The following is a 17,413-nucleotide window of genomic DNA, read 5'->3' on the forward strand; positions in this document are numbered from 1 at the left end:
GGTTAGGCGTCACGCCATCGCGCGGGCAATGTGATTTCGAGCACCAGTCCCGTCGGCTCCCAACGCCGCTCAATCGTGCCGCCCAGATTGTTACGCACGCTGCGCTCCATCAACAAGGTGCCAAAGCTGGTCTTCTCGGGCGGTCCGATCGGGCCGTCGTTGCCCGTTTCGATCCAGGTCAGGCGGAACAGCCGCGGATCGATGCCTTCCGGATCCTGCGTCCATCGGACATCGACGTCCCCTGCTGCCCCCGAAAGCGCGCCATGTTTGACCGCATTGGTGGCCAGTTCATTGAACACCAGCGCCATCGCGACCAGCGCATTTTCGGGGAGCAAAAGGTCGGGGCCGGACCAGCGGATGCGCGGAAAGGCTGCCTCGACCTCGCGCAGCAGCGCGTGCATCGACCCGGTCATGAAATTGGCGCCGAGCAGAACATTTTGGGCGCGGTTCAAGGCATCAAGGCGCCCCGTGATCCGCTCGACATAATCATCGACATCGGTCGCAGCGTGGCGAGTGAGCGAGATGATCGCGCTGACCGTCGCGAACAGGTTGCGCATCCGGTGGTGCAGTTCGCGCATCAACAGATTGGCATTTTCCTGGCGACTTTTCTGTTCGGTGATGTCGATGCTGATCCCGGTCAGAATCGCGTCGGTGGTGTTGACGTCCCAGTCAGCGCGAACGGCGATCCAGCGCACACCGCGCTCGGGATGCTGGATGCGATATTCGGTCGCATAATGGCTGCCATTTGCGACCGATTCGTCTAGGACAGCGCGCACCGCGTCGCGATCATCGGGATGGAGCCGCTCGAAAAAGCCGCCGATATCGGCAAGCGCAGTATGGAAATCGGCGCCCCATAGCTCGGCCACCGCGCCGCTCCACTGGATCGCGCCGGTTCGTGCGTCGTAGCGCCATGTGGCGATGCCCGAAAAATCAAGCGCACGCTCAAGCGTCTGCCTTGCTTCATCACGCTGCGCAACGATGCGCCGCAGGTCTGCCTCCGCCATAATGATCGCGGCAAAATCCTCAAGACGCGCCAACTCACGTTCGGCGAGAGTGCCGCGTTCCTTGCGATCGATGACGCACAAGGTGCCAAGGATAGCGCCGTTATAGGCGCGCAGCGGTACCCCGGCATAAAAGCGAATGAAAGGCTCGCCCGTCACCAGCGGATTGTCACGAAACCGAGGATCACCCAGCACGTCGGTAATGATCACCGGCTCGTGTTGGGCGAGGACATACTGGCAAAAGCTGATGTCGCGCGGCGTTTCGGAGGCGTCGAGGCCATAGGCCGACTTGAACCATTGGCGGCAATCGTCGACCAGCGATACCAGCGCGATCGGCGCGTCGTAAAGATCGGCGACCATCTTGGTCACACGATCGAACGCTTCCTCCGGGCCAGTGTCCAGAATGCGGTATTCGCGAAGCGTTGCAAGACGAAGCTGCTCTGCCCGATCCCGGTCCGTATCAGCGCCATCCGCCAATTGTTGCCCCTCACGTCCTCCGGATCCTGTGGGCCGCTCTGCCATGAATATGGTCCCTAAAAAAGTCTGTTTGCCGTCGAATCGGAAAAGCGGCGCAATTCCGCTCACTTAAACGCTGACGCGAAGGCGTCCCGGCAGACTCTACGCATCGCACGATGACAAGTTGCAGCCGGGCGTCGCGCATTTTTTGGCGCGCGCGCGCGGAACCGTCACCTGCCTGGACGCGTATGACGGGCGAAAGCGGGAGGTGCATAATGCCATTGGGTGAAGAACTTCGCGGACATTTGCCGTATCTGCGCCGTTACGCGCGCGCGCTGACCGGCAGCCAGCAACATGGCGACAATTTTGTTCATACCACTCTGGAAGTCATTGTTGCCGCGCCCGACGAATTCAGTGTCGGCAACGGCACTCGCATTGACCTGTACCGGAATTTTCATCGTATATGGGAAAGCGCCTATATCGACGATGGCGAAGGCGATGACGACGGCGAAGATCCGTTCGTTCTCGCCGCGAATAGGCGGCTTGCACAGATCACTCCATTGGGCCGCCAGATTTTGCTCCTGACCGCACTCGAAGGCTTTTCTGTCGACGAAGCCGCGATCATTACCGGCACCGATCAATTGACCGTCGAAACCCTGCTTGCCGAAGCGGTCGCCGACCTCGACCGCGAATCGCGAACGTCGGTGCTGATCATCGAGGATGAGCCGCTGATCGCAATGGAACTCGAACAGATCGTCCGCGAACTCGGGCACAGCGTTGCGGGGGTCGCCACCACCCACGCCGACGCCGTTGCCGCATTCGAAGCGACCGATGCGGGGCTGGTTCTCGCCGACATTCAGCTCGCTGACGGATCGTCGGGGATCGACGCGGTGCAGGATATTCTGGCGATCGCTCCGGTACCGGCGATCTTCATCACCGCCTTTCCAGAACGCTTACTCACCGGCGGGCGGGTGGAACCGACCTTCCTGATCTCGAAACCATTCCGCGAGAACACGGTGCGCGCCGCGATCAGCCAGAGCTTGCTGTTCACCCCGCAGCTGGCGGTGTAGCCGAAACTATTCCCGGCCAGGTCCGTTCGTGGTCAGATGGTCGACGTCGTCCATGATCGATCGAAACACCTCGCTCGACGGCAGCACATCGGAGCTGCGGCGCGGCATCGTTCCGCTTTCCAATATCGCTTGCAGCGCGGTGCGTGCGCGCGACACGCGGCTTTTCATCGTCCCAACCGCACAGTCGCAGATCGCCGCGCCTTCCTCATAGGACAGCTGGCCGGCACCGATTAGCACGAGCGCCTCGCGCTGATCGACGGGCAGCATCAGCAACGCGCGCTGGACATCGGCGAGATGCAGGCTGTCGTCCTGGTCGTCGGGTGCGACGAGAAGCCGTTCGGCGGCGAGCTCGTCATATTCGGCGGTGAACTTCTTTCGCCGCATCTGCGACAGGAAACAGTTGCGCAGGATCACGAACGCCCAGCTTTTCATGCTGGCCGGTCCCGGCACATATTGCACGCGCGCCTTCCACGCTTTCAGCATCGTTTCCTGAACCAGATCGTCGGCGAGGTCGGCGTTACCGCACAGGCTGCGTCCGAAGGCGCGCAGATGCGGCAGCATCGCCGCCAATTCCTGCTTGAAGCTGGCGTCGTCGAGCGGTTGAGCGCCGTGCGCTTGGGTCGTTATATCGTTGATACTATAGCCTTGTTTTTTGGGACAACGATCAATTTTCAGATCAGGCTTAGCGCGTCATGCCGCCGATGCAAACCGGAACGGCGGAACTGGCCGAAAAAGCCGCGCGAAGCCGTCAATCATCGGTCGCGATTGCAGAGCGAGCGCGGCGCCCAAGCGCAATGAAATTTTCGATCATTAACGCATCTTGTGGGTCGAGCCGTCCGTTTCCCGCCAAACGCGACAAGGCCTCGTCATGGCCGCGGAACTGCGGGTCATAGAGCATCGTCCATTCGGCAAAGCCGCGCTCTTCGATCGTTCGGCGGCGGATTTCTACCATCCCGCTGTGCCGCGAATCGCTGCGGATTACCGCCAGACAGGCATCGACCTTGTCAGCAGGACCTTCGAGCAATTGCAGGAAATTGTGGCCATTGAAGATCAGCGCGCCGGTCAGCGCATCGCGCTGATTGTTGCGACGCGCCTGCACGAGCAGCGCGGCGATATCCTGTTCGCCGATCATTGGATCGGCAACGCTTATATAGATGACGGAAAGCAAGCGACGACCTCCAACCTTCCGCAATGCGGGAAAGGCAAAGCATAACCCCTCGCCGCAAGCCTGGTCGCCTACGCGGCGCCCCGAATAGGGCGGCTGTGGCATCTTGGCAACGCTTTCGTCGCAAAAAACGCACGGGATTGGAACTCGCGGGGCTTTTCGTCGTTGCTGCGACATGGCTACGCAAGGCAACAACCGGTCGAACGGCACGGGCACCCCGCCCCCGGGTGCTGATGCGCCAAATCGCAAGCAGGGCAGCTTTCCCGGCACCGACAGCGACAAGTGGCATCGCACGCTGACCGGTCGCCAGGCGCCCGAACCCGTGAGTGCCAAGCTGCGGATGATCTATGGCAACATCGTGTCCGAACAGCTTCCCGATCATATGCTCGATCTGTTGTCGCAACTCGATCAGAAAAGCTCCAAGCAGTAATGTCTGGAACCGTCGCTGCGACGCCAACCGGCGGCAGCCTTTCCGACGCCGAGTTCAAGGCATTGCTCGCCGCCGTGATCCCGCATCTGCGTGCTTATGGTCGCAGCTTATCGGGCAATCCCGACCTTGCTGACGATTTGACGCAGGACACGATGGTAAAAGCCTGGGCATCACGCGAACGGTTCGAGCGCGGCACTTCGATCAAGGCGTGGACTTTTGTCATCCTGCGCAACACGTTTTTGTCGCAGATGCGCCGCAACAAATTCGTTGGCGAATATGACGAGACCGCGGTCGAGCGTACGATGTCGACCCCCGCCAGTCAGGAAGAAAGCGGCGAAATGGCCGACCTCCAGCGCGGGCTGATGGAGTTGCCGCAGGACCAGCGCGAAGCGCTGATTCTGGTCGGCGCCGGTGGCATGTCTTACGAAGAAGCGGCGAGCATCTGCGATTGCGCGCTCGGCACGATGAAAAGTCGTGTATCGCGCGCCCGGGCCGCGCTCGAAGAGATAATGAACAGCGGCCATTTCTCGCAAAAGCGTGCCGACGCGCCGCCCGCCAGCGAAGCCGTAGATGCGATCATGGACAGCGTTGAAATCATTACCGCACGCCGTGAGGCCGCGAACCGCTAGAACCGGATCGAGGTCTATCGACTTTGCCGCGCCGCCGCGCCAGATTGCAGCATCCCTCCCCTAGCAAAGTGAGCCTCTTGCCATGCACTCATTGCCGCTTCTCGCCATCGCCGCTGCGCTAGCCGCACGCGCTTGCTCAGCGAGCACCACATCGAGCAAAGCCGCCGACCCCGCCACGCTCGCCGCGTCGGGCGATCATACGGCGACCCCGGTCGCCGACGCGCCCTTCACCGTGCAAGAGGTCGCGAGCTTCAACGAACCTTGGGCGATGACCTTTGTCCCCGGTACCCGCGCCGCGCTGATCACCGAAAAATCTGGCAAACTGAAACTGTGGCAAGAGAATGGCCCGACGCTCGACGTCGCGGGCGTTCCCGCGGTGGCCTATGGCGGCCAAGGCGGCTTCGGCGACATCGTCGTCGCGCCCGATTTCACAACCAGCGGCACCGTCTATCTCAGCTGGATCGAGTCCGGCGAAGGCGGCACCTATGGTGCGGTCGTCGGCATGGCCAAGCTGGTGCAAGGCGCGACGCCGCGGCTGGAGGGACTGAAAACGATCTGGGTCCAGTCGCCAAAGGTCAGCGGCCGCGGCCATTTTTCGCACCGCCTCGCCTTTTCGCCCGACGGCAAATATCTCTTCATCGGCTCGGGCGAAAGACAGAAATTCGACCCCGCGCAGGATATGAAGGCCAATCTCGGCAAAATATTGCGCCTCAATCCCGACGGCAGCATCCCCTCCGACAATCCGTTCGCGGCGCAAGGCGGCGTCACCGCGCAGATCTGGTCGCTGGGCCACCGCAACATCCTCGGTCTAGCCTTCGACGGGTCGGGCAAGCTCTGGAATCAGGAAATGGGGCCCAAGGGCGGCGACGAGGTCAACCTCGTCGCGGCGAAGGCCAATTACGGCTATCCGATCGTGTCTAACGGCGACCATTATGACGGCAAGGACATCCCCGACCATCCGACGCGCCCCGAATTTGCCGCGCCGAAACTCTGGTGGAACCCCTCGGTCTCTCCCGCCGGTCTCGTTTGGTACAACGGCGATCTTTATCCCGGCTGGAAGAACAGTCTGCTGATGGGCGCCCTGTCGGGCGAGGGGCTGATCCGGATGCAGATCGACGGCGACAAGCTAACCAAATCCGATCGCTGGGATTTCGGCACCCGAGTCCGCGAGGTCGAAGTTGGTGACGACGGGACGGTGTGGTTGCTCATCGACGGCGAGGACGGCAAACTGGTGAAACTGGTTCCGAAGAAGTGAAACCTGCCCCTTAATCCTGGTGCCGCGAAGGCGGGGCGCCATCTCCGGTGGACGCAACCGGGAACCGGCCGGCGATCGACGCCTGCCTTCGCAGAGGGGTAAATTCTGCTATAGGCGGCCTCCATGATCCGCAGCCTCCTCACCCGGCGCGCCGAATGGCCGGCGCGCATCCCCGATCCCGACGCGCTGCCGCCGCTGGGGCTGCTGTGGCGCGAGGTGACAAGTCTGACGCGCGCGCTGTGGGGCCGAATACGGCCGATGCCCGCCGAACCCAATCCCGACAGCGACCATCCGCCGGTGATGGTGCTACCCGGATTCCTCTCAGGCGACTGGGCGACCAAGGCGCTGCGCGCCGATCTGCGCCGCGCGGGTTTTCGCTGCTACGCCTGGGGGCTCGGATTCAACCGCGGCGCCACGCCCGACATCATCGAACGTATCGACACGCGCGTCCAGTGGATCATCGATCGCACCGGCCACGCCCCGGCGCTGGTCGGCTGGAGCCTCGGCGGCATTTACGCGCGCGAATATGCCAAGCATCATCCGGGCAAGGTGGCGCGCGTCGTCACCCTCGGCTCACCCTTCTCCGGCAGCCGCCGCGCCAACCGCGCCTGGCGCCTCTACCACCTGGTCGCGCGCCACCCGGTCGACAATCCCCCGATCGACTTCCACCCCGCCCCGCGCCCCGAAATGCCGACTTTTGCGCTGTGGTCCTCCTATGACGGCGTCGTCGCGGTGAACAGCGCCCGCGGCGCCCCGCACGAAAGCGACCGCCAGATCGAGGTCGACTGCGGTCATATGGGCTTCGCCTATGCGCCGACGTCAGTTGCGGCAATTGTGAAGGCGTTGCAGGAAGAGGTGGCGTAGGGGGGGCGATAGCAGCTAGCGAACAGCAGTTGCTGTTCGCTACCCCCCAAAAAACCGGCCTCAATCCCGAAACGGCGCCACGACCTCCGCCGTTACCCGGAGCGGGCGTCCGCTCGCCTTGTCGAGCAGCGCCCACACCGTCCGCGCCCGGACATGCACTTTGCCGCCCTCGCCGGTGAAATCCATGAAGCGGTCGAACTTGGCGCCCTGCGGCTGGTCGGCGACCCACGTCCGCGCGGTCACCGTCTCGCCGATTCCCAGCGCGCGGAGATAGTCGATCTCGTGGCGCACGACGACCCAGATGTACGCGTCCTTATGCTCCTGCGGGGCCGCAGCGTCCCAATGGCCGGTCGCGACCTGTTGGATCCACTGGAACCACACAGCATTGTTGACAGGCCCAAGCTCGTCAATGCTCTCGGGCGTCGCGACGAGTTTGAGGGTGAACTCCCTCATGCGAGCTCGACAGTGGTCACCATATAACCCGCATCGCGCAGCGAGGCGACGAGGCTGTCGAGATGCTCGCGGTCGCGCGCCTCGCACTCGATGTCGGTGATCAGCCCCTTGGCGGGCAGCGTCGTAAAGATGCGCTGGTGATAGATTTCGATGATGTTGACCTGCTTCTCGTCGAACAGCTTCATCACCTTGAACAGCGCGCCGGGGCGGTCCTGCAAGCGGATGCGGAGCCGCGCGATGCGACCCGAGCGCGCGAGATCGCGGAGCAGCACATTGGCAAGCAGCCGCGTGTCGATATTGCCGCCGGTCAGCACCAATCCGACCTTGCGCCCCGCGAACTCTTCGGGATGCGCGAGCATCGCTGCGAGGCCAGCGGCGCCCGCCCCCTCGACCACCGTCTTTTCGATCTGCAGCAACAGGCTGACCGCGCGCTCGAGATGGCGTTCGGCCACCAACACAATGTCATCGTTCAATTCGGCAACAAGCTTGCGCGTGAAAGTACCCGGCTCCTTCACCGCGATACCCTCGGCCAGCGTATCGCCTTCGCACGCCATATCGACGCCGTTCAGCGCCGCATACATCGACGGATACAGCTCGGCCTGCACGCCGACAAGGCGCATGTCGTTCTTGATCCCGCGCGCCGCGGTGCCCATGCCCGCGAGCAGCCCGCCGCCGCCGATCGGGACGATCAGCGTGTCGAGTTCGGGGACATCTTCGAGCATTTCGAGCGCGACCGTGCCCTGCCCCGCGGCGACATGCGGATGATCGAACGGATGGACAAAGGTCAGCCCGCGTTCGATTTCCAGCTCGCGCGCATGCGCCGAGGCATCGTCGAACTTTTCGCCGAACAGCACGATTTCGGCTCCATGGCTTGCCGTCTGCGACACTTTCACCTGCGGCGTCGTCTTGGGCATCACGATCGTGACCGGAACGCCGAGGCGCTTGCCATGGTAAGCCAGCCCCTGCGCATGATTGCCCGCCGACGCTGCGATGACGCCGCGCGCACGCTGTTCGGGGTCCATCAGCAGCAGCGCGTTCAGGGCGCCGCGTTCCTTGTACGCCGCAGTGAATTGCAGATTTTCGAATTTCAGCCACACCTCGGCGCCGACCATCTCGGACAATGTCTGCGAATGGAGCGTCGGGGTGCGGATCACCGCGCCGTCAATTCGCTTCGCCGCCGCGCGTACATCGTCGAGGGTGATCGCCGGAAAATCGGCGGCGGAGAGAGAAGGTGCGGTAGTGCTCATAATGCGGCTGGCCCTACCCCATCTGGCGCGCTGCGCAAACTATGCTTATGAGTTCCCCCATGAACGAACAAAAATTGCGCATCAGCTTCATCGGCACCGGCGTCATGGGCGGACCGATGGCGAGTCATCTCGCCAAAGCGGGCTACATTCTCACCGTCTATAACCGCACCCGCGCCAAGGCCGATGCCTGGGTCGCCGCGCATGGCGGCGCCGCAGCATCGACCCCGGCCGACGCCGTGCGGGACGCCGATGTCGTCCTAACCTGCGTTGGCAACGACGACGACCTGACGCAGGTGACGTTAGGGCGCGATGGCGCCTTTCGGGCGATGCGCAAGGGCACGCTGTTTATCGACCACACGACCGTTTCCGCGCGCATCGCGCGCCAGCTGTCGGTCGAGGCCGAAGGGCTCGGCCTTCAAAGCGTTGACGCCCCCGTCTCGGGCGGCGAGGCGGGCGCGCAGAATGGCACACTTTCGATCATGTGCGGCGGCACCAAAGCCGCCTTCGCCGCAGCCGAACCGGTGATGCAGGCCTATGCCGCGCGTATGGTCCATATCGGCGGCCCCGGCGCGGGCCAGACGACCAAGATGGTCAACCAGATCGCAATCGCAGGTGTCATTCAGGGCCTGTCCGAAGCGCTGCGTTTCGCACAGGCGTCGAAACTCGACATCGACAAGGTGTTCGACGCTGTCTCGGGCGGTGCCGCAGCAAGCTGGCAGATGCTCAACCGCTGGAGCACGATGGCGAAGGACGAATTCGACTTCGGCTTTGCGGTCGACTGGATGCGCAAGGATCTCGGCCTCGCGATCGACGAAGCGCGCGTCAACGGCGCGACGCTGCCTCTCGCCAGCCTCGTCGATCAATTTTATGCCGATGTGCAAAAGGCCGGCGGCGGGCGAAAGGACACCAGCTCGCTCGTGACGAGGTTGCCCAAGTGAAGCGCCTGATCTTGACGGCGCTCGCGCTGACCCTCGCCGCACCCGCGCACGCCGACACGCTCGTAGATAACGTCAACGGCATCACGCTCGACAAGGACGGCAAGCTCGTCCGCTTTACCGGGCTCGTCATCGACACGCAGGGCAAGGTCAAGCAGCTGCTCGACCGTAAGGACAAGCGCCCCGAACGCCCCGATTTCAAGGAGGACGGCAAGGGTCGCACGCTTATCCCCGGACTGATCGACGCGCATGGCCACGTTATGGGGCTGGGTTTCCAGCTGATGCTGCTCGACCTCAGCGGAACCAATTCGCTCGCCGAAGCGCAGGCGGCAATCCGCAAATATGCCGCCGAAAATCCCGAAATGCCGTGGATCATCGGGTCGGGCTGGAATCAGGAGAAATGGGGACTCGGCCGCTTCCCGACCGCCGCCGACCTCGACGCCGCGGTCCCGAACCGCCCCGTCTGGCTCGAGCGTGTCGACGGTCACGCCGGCTGGGCGAACACCGCAGCGATGACCGCGGCGAAGATCACCGCCGCGAGCAAATCGCCCGAAGGCGGCCGCATCGAAATGGAAAGCGGCAAGCCGAGCGGCGTTTTCGTCGATGCCGCGATGGCGCTGGTCAACAGCGCCAAGCCCAAACCGCTCGCGCGCGATCTCGACCGCGCGCTTTACCTCGCGCAGCAGAAACTGCTCGAACAGGGGATCACCGCGATCGCCGACATGGGCACGTCGATCCTCGACTGGCAGGCGTTTCGCCGCGCCGGCGACAAGAAACAGCTGGCGGTGCGGATCCTCAGCTACGCCGGCGACATCGACAATATGGCGACGATCGCGGGCAGCGAGCCGACGCCCTGGCTTTACGACGACCGCCTCCGCATGGTCGGCGTGAAGCTCTATCTCGATGGCGCGCTGGGATCGCGCGGCGCCTGGCTGAAGGCGCCGTACAGCGACGCGCCGGGACAGAAGGGTTTGCCCCTCCTCACCCCCGCGCAGCTGCGCAACAAGATGGTCCGCGCGTCGATGGACAAGTTTCAGGTCGCGATCCACGCGATCGGCGACGCCGCCAACGCCGAGGCTTTGGACGCCATCACCGACCTCACTGCCGACCTCCCCGGCGAGCGCCGCTGGCGTATCGAGCATGCGCAGATCATCGACCCCGTCGACATTCCGCGCTTAGCGGCGCTTAAGGTCATCGCCTCGATGCAGCCGGTGCACCAGACCAGCGACCGCGTGATGGCCGAAGCGCGCCTCGGTCCCGACCGCCTGAAAGGCGCCTATGCGTGGCGTAGCCTCGAAACAGCGGGCGCTCGCCTCGCCTTTGGTTCCGACGTCCCGGTCGAAAGCGCCAACCCCTTCCCCGGCATCGCCGCCGCGATCTCGCGCACCGATGCGAAGGGCGAGCCTTTCGGCGGCTGGCGCCCCGAGGAGATCGTGACGCGCGAGACCGCACTCGACGGCTTCACGCGCACCGCCGCTTTCGCCGGGTTCGCTGAGGACCGCATCGGTACGTTGATGCCCGGGATGCGCGCCGACTTCCTGATCGTCGAAGCCGACCCGATGCTCGCCAGTCCCGACGAAATCCGCCGCATGACCCCGCTCGAAACCTGGATAGGCGGCTATCGCTATTACAAGAAAAACGAGGGGGCTAACGTTGGTCGCTGACGTGCCGACCCGTCGCGCGCTGCTCACCGGCCTCACCGCGCTGCCCGTCGCAGCCGCCGCGACCGCGGACGAGCGCAAGGAACGCCGCTCGAAGAAGCGCAAACCCGCGAAGCCCAAGGTCCCGCATGTCGATGTTGCGATCGTCGGCGCCGGCGTCTTCGGCGCCTGGACCGCGTGGCACCTGCTGCGCGCTGGGAAGAGCGTGCGACTGTTCGACGCCTATGGCGCGGGCCACGCGCGCGCCTCGTCGGGCGGCGAGAGCCGTGTCATCCGCATGGGCTATGGCGCCGACACCATCTATTCGGAGATGGCGCGCGACTCGCTTCAATACTGGAAGGACCTCTCGGACAGCGCGAGTGCGCCGATCTTCCACAACACGGGCGTCCTCTGGTTCGCGCCGCAGGGCGACGCTTATACCGCGCAGTCGCTCGCGTGGCTGCAGGCGAACCGCGTCCGCCACGAGCATGGCGATGTCCGCTGGCTGCAGGACAAATATCGCCAGATGCAGTTCTATCAGGGCGAGACGGGCGTTCTCGAAACCGAAACCGGAGCACTGATCGCCGGGCGCGGCGTGCAGGAAGTGATCGCCGACGCGCAGATCGCGGTCGAACGCGTCGTCATGCCCGCGCCGCTCTTTTCGAAACGGATCAAGCAACACGCACTCCCCGATGGCGGCACCGCAGACCAGCTCGTCTACGCCGCCGGCCCATGGCTTGCCGAACTCTTCCCGCAGCAGCTGATGAACAAGATCGTCGCAACGCGGCAGGAGGTCTATCATTTCGGCGCCCCGCAGGGCGATACGCGCTTCGCGCCACCAGAACTGCCGGTTTGGGCCGATTTCAACAATGGCCGCATTGTTTACGGCATCCCCGACCTTGAGGGCGCGGGGTTCAAAATCGCAATCGACGTGCACGGGCCGGTGATTGACCCTGATACGGTGGAGCGGCAACTGACTCCGGCGGGCATTGCCGAAGCCCGCGCCTATATCGCGCGGCGCTTTCCCGGCCTTGCCTCGGCGCCATTGATCGGCGGACGGGTCTGCCAATATGAGAACAGCTCGAACGGCGACTATCTGATCGACCGCTTTCCGGGACAGGAACGCATCTGGCTCGTCGGGGGCGGATCGGGGCACGGATTCAAGAACGGCCCGACCGTCGGCAAGCGCGTCGCAGCGCATATTCTCGACGCGAACCTCGCGGTCGAGCCGCGTTTCAGCTTCGCGACCAAGGGGACCGTGGCGGCGCGGACGGTTTTTTAGGTCACCCGTGTCTTTTTGCCGCTCCCCTCTCCGTCATCCCGGCGAAGGCCGGCATCTTGCCGGTGCGGGAAGGCGTGAGCGTGAGGTCCCGGCCTTCGCCAGGATGACGATTTGAGGGGTAAGTGAGCGTGCGCCTAACCGACTGCCACAATATCGACGACTTCCGCGCGCTCGCGAAGCGCCGCCTGCCCTGGCCGGTGTTCGACTATATCGACGGCGCCGCCGACGACGAGGTCACCCGCCGCCGCAACCGCGCGGCGTTCGACGATTGCGACCTCATCCCGCGCGTTCTTGCCGGGGTCGAAAGCGTCGACATGAAGACGACGCTGTTCGGCCGCGAAATAGCGATGCCGCTCTTCCTTTCGCCGACCGCCCTCCAGCGCCTGTTCCACTGGCAGGGCGAGCGTGCGGTTTTGCGCGCCGCCGCGAACGCTGGCACCGTCGCGGGCATTTCCAGTCTCGCGACGATCAGCCTGGCCGAAGCGGGCGCACTCACCGGCGGCCCCAAGCTGTTCCAACTCTATGTCCACCACGACGAAGGGCTAAACCGCGCGATGCTCGCCGCCGCGCGCGATGCGAAGTTCGATGCCGTCGCGCTGACCGTCGACACCATAGTCGGCGGCAACCGCGAACGCTGCCTGCGTTCTGGCTTCACCTCGCCGCCGCGCTTCACGCCGGGCAATATGCTGAGCTACGCCGCCAAGCCCGGCTGGGGACTCAACTATGTGCTGCGCGAAAAGTTCAGCCTGCCCAATCTCGCGACGCACGTCTCCGAAGGATCGAGCGTCCCCAAATCGGTCGCCGACTATTTCACGACGATGCTTGACCAAAGCCTCGACTGGCGCCGTGCCGAGGCGATCCGCCAGCAATGGGACGGCCCCTTCTGCCTGAAAGGCATCGCTGCGGTCGAGGATGCCAAGCGCGCGGTCGACATCGGCGCCACCGCGATCATGGTATCGAACCATGGCGGGCGCCAGCTCGACGGCAGCATCGCGCCGTTCGATGCGCTCGCGCAAATCGTCGATGCGGTCGGCGACAGGATCGAGGTCATCTGCGACGGCGGCATCACGCGCGGCACCCACGTCCTCAAAGCCTTGTCGGTTGGCGCGAAGGCCTGTTCGGGCGGACGCCTCTACCTCTACGCGCTCGCAGCGGCGGGCGAGGACGGCGTGAGCCGCGCGATCGCACTGCTCCGCGCCGAAATGGAACGCGGCATGAAATTGATGGGGGCCAAAACCCTCGCGGATCTCGGCCCCCACAATCTGCGCTGGCGGTAGCTGAAACCTCTCTCATCGGGAGAGGGCAGCGCGACTGGGTGGCTTTGCCACCCAGTCGCAGCGGGTAAAGGGTTCGAACCATGCCGAATAACTCAGCCTCCCATCCCTTCGCGGGATCCGCTAGCCAGCAAGCTGGCAAGCGCCACCTCCTCGCCTAAGGGAGAGGAGTCCTTACGCCGCCACCTCATCCTTTTTCCCTAGCCCGCTCCAATCGATGCTCCGCGTCATGTACATCACCCCGGCAAGGGCGAAGAACATCAGCACCGAACCGATGAGCAGCGAGTAAGCCTCAAGGTTCAGCAGCACATAGAGCAGCGCATAGAGCCCAACCAACATCGCCGCGAGGAACCGCGCCCGTTTCCAGCTTTTGAGCACTGCGGCGCTGTAAAACGCCAGCAACCCGATGATTGCCGCCGACGCCAGCATATAGGCAAAGGTAAATCCGATCACCTCGGCAAAGGCGAGCAGCAGCACGAAGAACAGCACCAATGCCACCCCGGTCAGCAGATATTCGGCCGGGGCCACACGCGCGCCCGCGATGATGTCGAACATCAGGAAGGCGACGAAGGTAAAGCCGATGAACAGGAAGCCGTATTTGATCGCCCGATCGACTTGGCTGTACAGATCAACGGGTTCGATCAGGCTGATCGCCACCGCCTTGGCGGTCCCGCCCGACGCTTCGCCCGCACTGCCGTCGCTCGGCGCCGAAACGGCAACCGCTTCGACATAGGCGTCGCGCGGGCCATAGTTTGTCGTCACCGGCGGCGACAAGTCGCCGGTAAGCACCTGCGCCTGCCCCAATGCCAGATTCGGCACCGCATAGGTGGCGGTAAAGCCGCCCGCCGTCACACTGCGCTTCGCAGGCAGAAAATCGCCGCCGAAGCTGGGGTTCGGCCAGCTCGATTTGACCGACCAGCGCGTATCGACGCCGCGCGGGATCAGCTTGAAATCACCCAGTCCGCGTACGCCGATCTTGTAATCAACCTTCAGCGGCGCCGCCGCGCTCCAATCGACAAAAGCGAAGGTGCCCGAATTGCCGGTCGAGAGCAGCCCCTTGCCCGGCTGCAATGCCAACGGCGTACCATTGACCGCGACGCTATTGCCATCGACCAACCCGCGCGCGTCGCTGACCCCAAGCCGCACCTCGGCGCGGTCGAGCATCAGCGCCTCACGCGCGACGCCAAAGCGCGCGATGTCAGCAGGCAGCACAAAATCGGCGCTGCCCGAAATCTGGCTTTCGTACACAACCGTCTCGTAAATCGCCTTCTTGCGTTTTTCGGGCTTGATGACGACGTCAGCGGCATTGGCTTGCGGCGAGAGATAGAGGTTGCGGATCGTGTTCACCGTCCGCGTCACATCCTTGCCATTCTCCGTCACCGTCGTCGTTTCGGTGGCGCGATAGGGGATAACGATCACCGGTCCGGCGATCGTCTGTTGCCCGCCCCAGCCCTGACCGATCGATGCCTGTGCAATTTCGGCCTGCTGCTGGCGATCCCAGAGCAGGCCGTAGATCATCAGGAGCGGAACCATCAGCGCGACCGCAATCAGTACGGCTATGACCAGCTTTACGCCCGGACTGCGCTCACTGCGCGCCGGAGGCGAAACGGGCGGCACGGTGACGCTTTGCGAGGTTTGAGACGCTTGAGGCATGGGGGATACGCTCCGGCAATTTCAACTCGTCGATGAAATTGCACGGTTCGCCGATTTGGTCAAGCGCGTTGTGGCAAGCGGTTCAACCAGGGAAGATGACCCGAAATGTTGCTCTTTCTTGTGACCCCGCGAAGAAAAGGGGCGGCTTCCCCCAGAAGCCGCCCCAACCTGATGTCAGAACGCCGCGCCGAGCGAAAAGACCACTGCGCCATCCGCGCCGATCGCTTCCTTGTATCCGCCGATCTTCGGCGCGTCGGTGTTGATATAGGCGACCCCCAGCGTAAGGACTTTCCAAGTGAAATCGACGCCAACCGAATAGTCGATCACGTCGCCGTCGAGACCGCCGAGGAAGCTATCGCTCTTGGCATAGCCAAGATGGGCCTTCAGCTTGACGGGGGTATCGGGGATTGCGACGCCGAGATCGGTATAGAGATAAATGGCGCTGGCATCGCCCAGCGAATCCTGACCACTCGGTGCCCAAGCCACGCCACCCTTGACCGAGGCCGGGCCGATCGAGCCGGTCAGTGCGGCATAGGGCTCGATGACCGTCGCATTGTTCGCGCCCGGATACAGGTAGGCGGTGACACCGATATCCCCGGTGAGACCGGGGGTCAGCTCAGTGGCAAAGCCGCCATAAACGTCAATTTCAGTACCGTTGGCAAAGCCGATGCTGGATCCCCAGGTACCGAGATAAAAGCCGCTGTCGTGGGCGATCGTGAAGGTGCCTTGGATCGCGGCTTCTTCATTCGACTGGCTGAAACCGCGAAAGCGATAATCGCTGACCACGGCGGCGCCGCCGGTGATGGTGATGCTATCGCTCGGCCCTTCTTCCTGGGCGAAAGCGGTAGCGGGCATAGCAGAAACGGCGAGCGCCAAGCCGAGGCATGCGCGGGAGAGATTTTTCATGGACAGATCCCTAATAGGTTAAACGGATCGTCCCTGCCTGCCGCCCGACGGCCAACCTCGTTTCGGGCCAGTCCGGTCTTGCGTGATGCTTCTGTTAGCAAAAATGCTGCATTGCACAATAAAAAAATCCCGACAACGCATGATCGCTGCGGCGATGCGACTTTTCCGCCACAGGTGATTGCGCGAATCAAGTTTCATTTGAAACAATATATCGAGATACAATCGGCGTCGTATGACAGGCCGATTTGAAAATTGTTGGTCGCAAGCCGGCACGTCAGCGTTCCGAAGCGGCAAGCTGGAAATCCGCACGAAAAAGGGGGCGGCCTCCCCCGAAGCCGCCCCCCTTAACGCGTGGTCGCTGACCCGCTAGGCGATCAGAAAGAAAAGCCCAGCGTAAAGACCACGGTTGGATCGAACAGAGTGTCGATGGCTTTGACGCCCGACTTTTGGATGTCGGTGTCGATATATTGCACGGTGAAGGTCGCAGGGCCGGCGGCGAACGAGGCGCCGAGCATCCAGTCGAGATAATTGCCACCCGGTGCCAGCGCGCCGAGCGAGCCATCGGTGTAGCCAAGCGCTGCGTTCAGCGTGACGGGGGTATCGGGGATGCCATACCCCAGGCCAAGATTTGCATAGATATTGTCATTGCTGCCGAGCGAGTTCTGGTCAGGGGCATAAGCGATCATGCCGGTCGCCGAGACGGGGCCGATGTCATGTGACAGCTTGCCGATGATTTCGATATAGTCGCTGTCACCGGCAAAATCTGAATTGCCCGGGTACACATAATAGGTCGCGCCGATATCGACCGTGGTGCCGGGGGCGATCTCGGTTGCGAAGCCGGCATAGAGGTCGAGCTCATATTTGCCGTACAGCGGGCTGTCAGGAAGGCCGGAGCCCCACGCACCGACATAAAAACCGCTTTCATGGCTGACGGTCAGCGTCGATTGAACTTCAACCTTTTCGTTCGACAGCGATATGCCGCGGAAACGATAGTCCGACGTGACCGAAATACCGCCCGAAAGCGAGACCGGACCGCTGGCTTCTTCTTCCTGAGCGAAGGCGGGCGTCGATAGCGCCGACGCGGCGAGCAGCATGCCGAAACATGCTTTGGTAAGAAACTTCATGGGTGATCCCCCCTAAACAAAACAACGGA

Annotated in this window: 17 protein-coding genes; 9 read left to right on the forward strand and 8 right to left on the reverse strand. The window is 63.2% G+C overall.

Going from position 1 to position 17,413, the window contains the following annotated elements; all coding sequences use genetic code 11:
* Nucleotides 1-2 precede the first annotated feature (2 nt).
* Nucleotides 3-1,478, reverse strand: a complete 1,476-nt coding sequence (locus IPF76_RS02240; protein ID WP_293839057.1) for a GAF domain-containing protein — start codon at nt 1,476-1,478, stop codon at nt 3-5.
* Nucleotides 1,479-1,732: 254 nt separating this feature from the next.
* Between IPF76_RS02240 and IPF76_RS02245 the strand changes: the two genes are divergently transcribed.
* Complete coding sequence (locus IPF76_RS02245) at nt 1,733-2,527, forward strand: response regulator (protein ID WP_293839060.1); 795 nt, start codon at nt 1,733-1,735, stop codon at nt 2,525-2,527.
* A gap of 6 nt (nt 2,528-2,533) precedes the next feature.
* On the opposite strand, the gene IPF76_RS02250 is transcribed toward IPF76_RS02245, so the two are convergent.
* Together IPF76_RS02250 and IPF76_RS20700 are read right to left on the reverse strand one after the other, a co-directional pair.
* Entirely contained in the window at nt 2,534-3,202 is a 669-nt protein-coding gene (locus IPF76_RS02250; protein WP_366499283.1) for a sigma-70 family RNA polymerase sigma factor, read from the reverse strand.
* Nucleotides 3,203-3,275: 73 nt separating this feature from the next.
* Nucleotides 3,276-3,869, reverse strand: coding sequence for a BLUF domain-containing protein (locus tag IPF76_RS20700; RefSeq protein WP_366498971.1), 594 nt, complete (start codon nt 3,867-3,869; stop codon nt 3,276-3,278).
* Between IPF76_RS20700 and IPF76_RS02260 the strand changes: the two genes are divergently transcribed.
* The 4 genes from IPF76_RS02260 (at nt 3,868) to IPF76_RS02275 (ending at nt 6,870) form a co-directional block, all read left to right on the forward strand.
* Complete coding sequence (locus tag IPF76_RS02260) at nt 3,868-4,122, forward strand: NepR family anti-sigma factor (protein WP_293839066.1); 255 nt, start codon at nt 3,868-3,870, stop codon at nt 4,120-4,122. The genes IPF76_RS20700 and IPF76_RS02260 overlap by 2 nt on opposite strands.
* Nucleotides 4,122-4,751, forward strand: coding sequence for a sigma-70 family RNA polymerase sigma factor (locus tag IPF76_RS02265; protein ID WP_293839069.1), 630 nt, complete (start codon nt 4,122-4,124; stop codon nt 4,749-4,751). The genes IPF76_RS02260 and IPF76_RS02265 overlap by 1 nt, the downstream gene beginning before the upstream one ends.
* 82 nt (nt 4,752-4,833) lie before the next feature.
* The gene (locus tag IPF76_RS02270) at nt 4,834-6,006 is read left to right on the forward strand and encodes a PQQ-dependent sugar dehydrogenase (protein WP_293839072.1); all 1,173 of its coding nucleotides are present in this window, start codon (nt 4,834-4,836) and stop codon (nt 6,004-6,006) included.
* Between the two features lie 123 nt (nt 6,007-6,129).
* Complete coding sequence (locus IPF76_RS02275) at nt 6,130-6,870, forward strand: alpha/beta fold hydrolase (RefSeq protein ID WP_293839075.1); 741 nt, start codon at nt 6,130-6,132, stop codon at nt 6,868-6,870.
* Between the two features lie 60 nt (nt 6,871-6,930).
* On the opposite strand, the gene IPF76_RS02280 is transcribed toward IPF76_RS02275, so the two are convergent.
* Both IPF76_RS02280 and IPF76_RS02285 read right to left on the reverse strand, forming a co-directional pair.
* Nucleotides 6,931-7,323, reverse strand: a complete 393-nt coding sequence (locus IPF76_RS02280; RefSeq protein WP_293839078.1) for an acyl-CoA thioesterase — start codon at nt 7,321-7,323, stop codon at nt 6,931-6,933.
* Entirely contained in the window at nt 7,320-8,570 is a 1,251-nt protein-coding gene (locus IPF76_RS02285; protein WP_293839081.1) for a threonine ammonia-lyase, read from the reverse strand. The genes IPF76_RS02280 and IPF76_RS02285 overlap by 4 nt, the downstream gene beginning before the upstream one ends.
* A gap of 59 nt (nt 8,571-8,629) precedes the next feature.
* Between IPF76_RS02285 and IPF76_RS02290 the strand changes: the two genes are divergently transcribed.
* From IPF76_RS02290 to IPF76_RS02305, 4 genes are all read left to right on the forward strand, one after another.
* Complete coding sequence (locus IPF76_RS02290; RefSeq protein ID WP_293839084.1) at nt 8,630-9,508, forward strand: NAD(P)-dependent oxidoreductase; 879 nt, start codon at nt 8,630-8,632, stop codon at nt 9,506-9,508.
* Complete coding sequence (locus tag IPF76_RS02295; protein ID WP_293839087.1) at nt 9,505-11,169, forward strand: amidohydrolase; 1,665 nt, start codon at nt 9,505-9,507, stop codon at nt 11,167-11,169. The genes IPF76_RS02290 and IPF76_RS02295 overlap by 4 nt, the downstream gene beginning before the upstream one ends.
* Nucleotide 11,170: 1 nt before the next feature.
* Nucleotides 11,171-12,427, forward strand: a complete 1,257-nt coding sequence (locus tag IPF76_RS02300) for an FAD-dependent oxidoreductase (protein WP_293839090.1) — start codon at nt 11,171-11,173, stop codon at nt 12,425-12,427.
* Nucleotides 12,428-12,555: 128 nt separating this feature from the next.
* Nucleotides 12,556-13,704, forward strand: a complete 1,149-nt coding sequence (locus tag IPF76_RS02305; protein WP_293841852.1) for an alpha-hydroxy acid oxidase — start codon at nt 12,556-12,558, stop codon at nt 13,702-13,704.
* A gap of 171 nt (nt 13,705-13,875) precedes the next feature.
* Here IPF76_RS02305 and creD read toward each other — a convergent pair whose 3' ends face one another.
* The 3 genes from creD to IPF76_RS02320 all read right to left on the reverse strand — a co-directional run bounded on the left by creD (nt 13,876) and on the right by IPF76_RS02320 (nt 17,384).
* A complete protein-coding gene (gene creD, locus IPF76_RS02310; RefSeq protein ID WP_293839093.1) occupies nt 13,876-15,354 on the reverse strand; it encodes a cell envelope integrity protein CreD in 1,479 nt (492 codons plus the stop codon).
* A gap of 174 nt (nt 15,355-15,528) precedes the next feature.
* Nucleotides 15,529-16,260, reverse strand: a complete 732-nt coding sequence (locus tag IPF76_RS02315; protein ID WP_293839096.1) for a TorF family putative porin — start codon at nt 16,258-16,260, stop codon at nt 15,529-15,531.
* Nucleotides 16,261-16,634: 374 nt separating this feature from the next.
* Nucleotides 16,635-17,384 carry a TorF family putative porin gene (locus tag IPF76_RS02320; RefSeq protein WP_293839099.1) on the reverse strand — a complete coding sequence of 250 codons (750 nt, stop codon included), beginning with the start codon at nt 17,382-17,384 and terminating at the stop codon, nt 16,635-16,637.
* Nucleotides 17,385-17,413: the final 29 nt, after the last annotated feature.

Origin of the sequence: Sphingopyxis sp., from assembly GCF_016704835.1 — a bacterium.
In the GTDB taxonomy this organism is placed as follows: Bacteria; Pseudomonadota; Alphaproteobacteria; order Sphingomonadales; family Sphingomonadaceae; genus Sphingopyxis.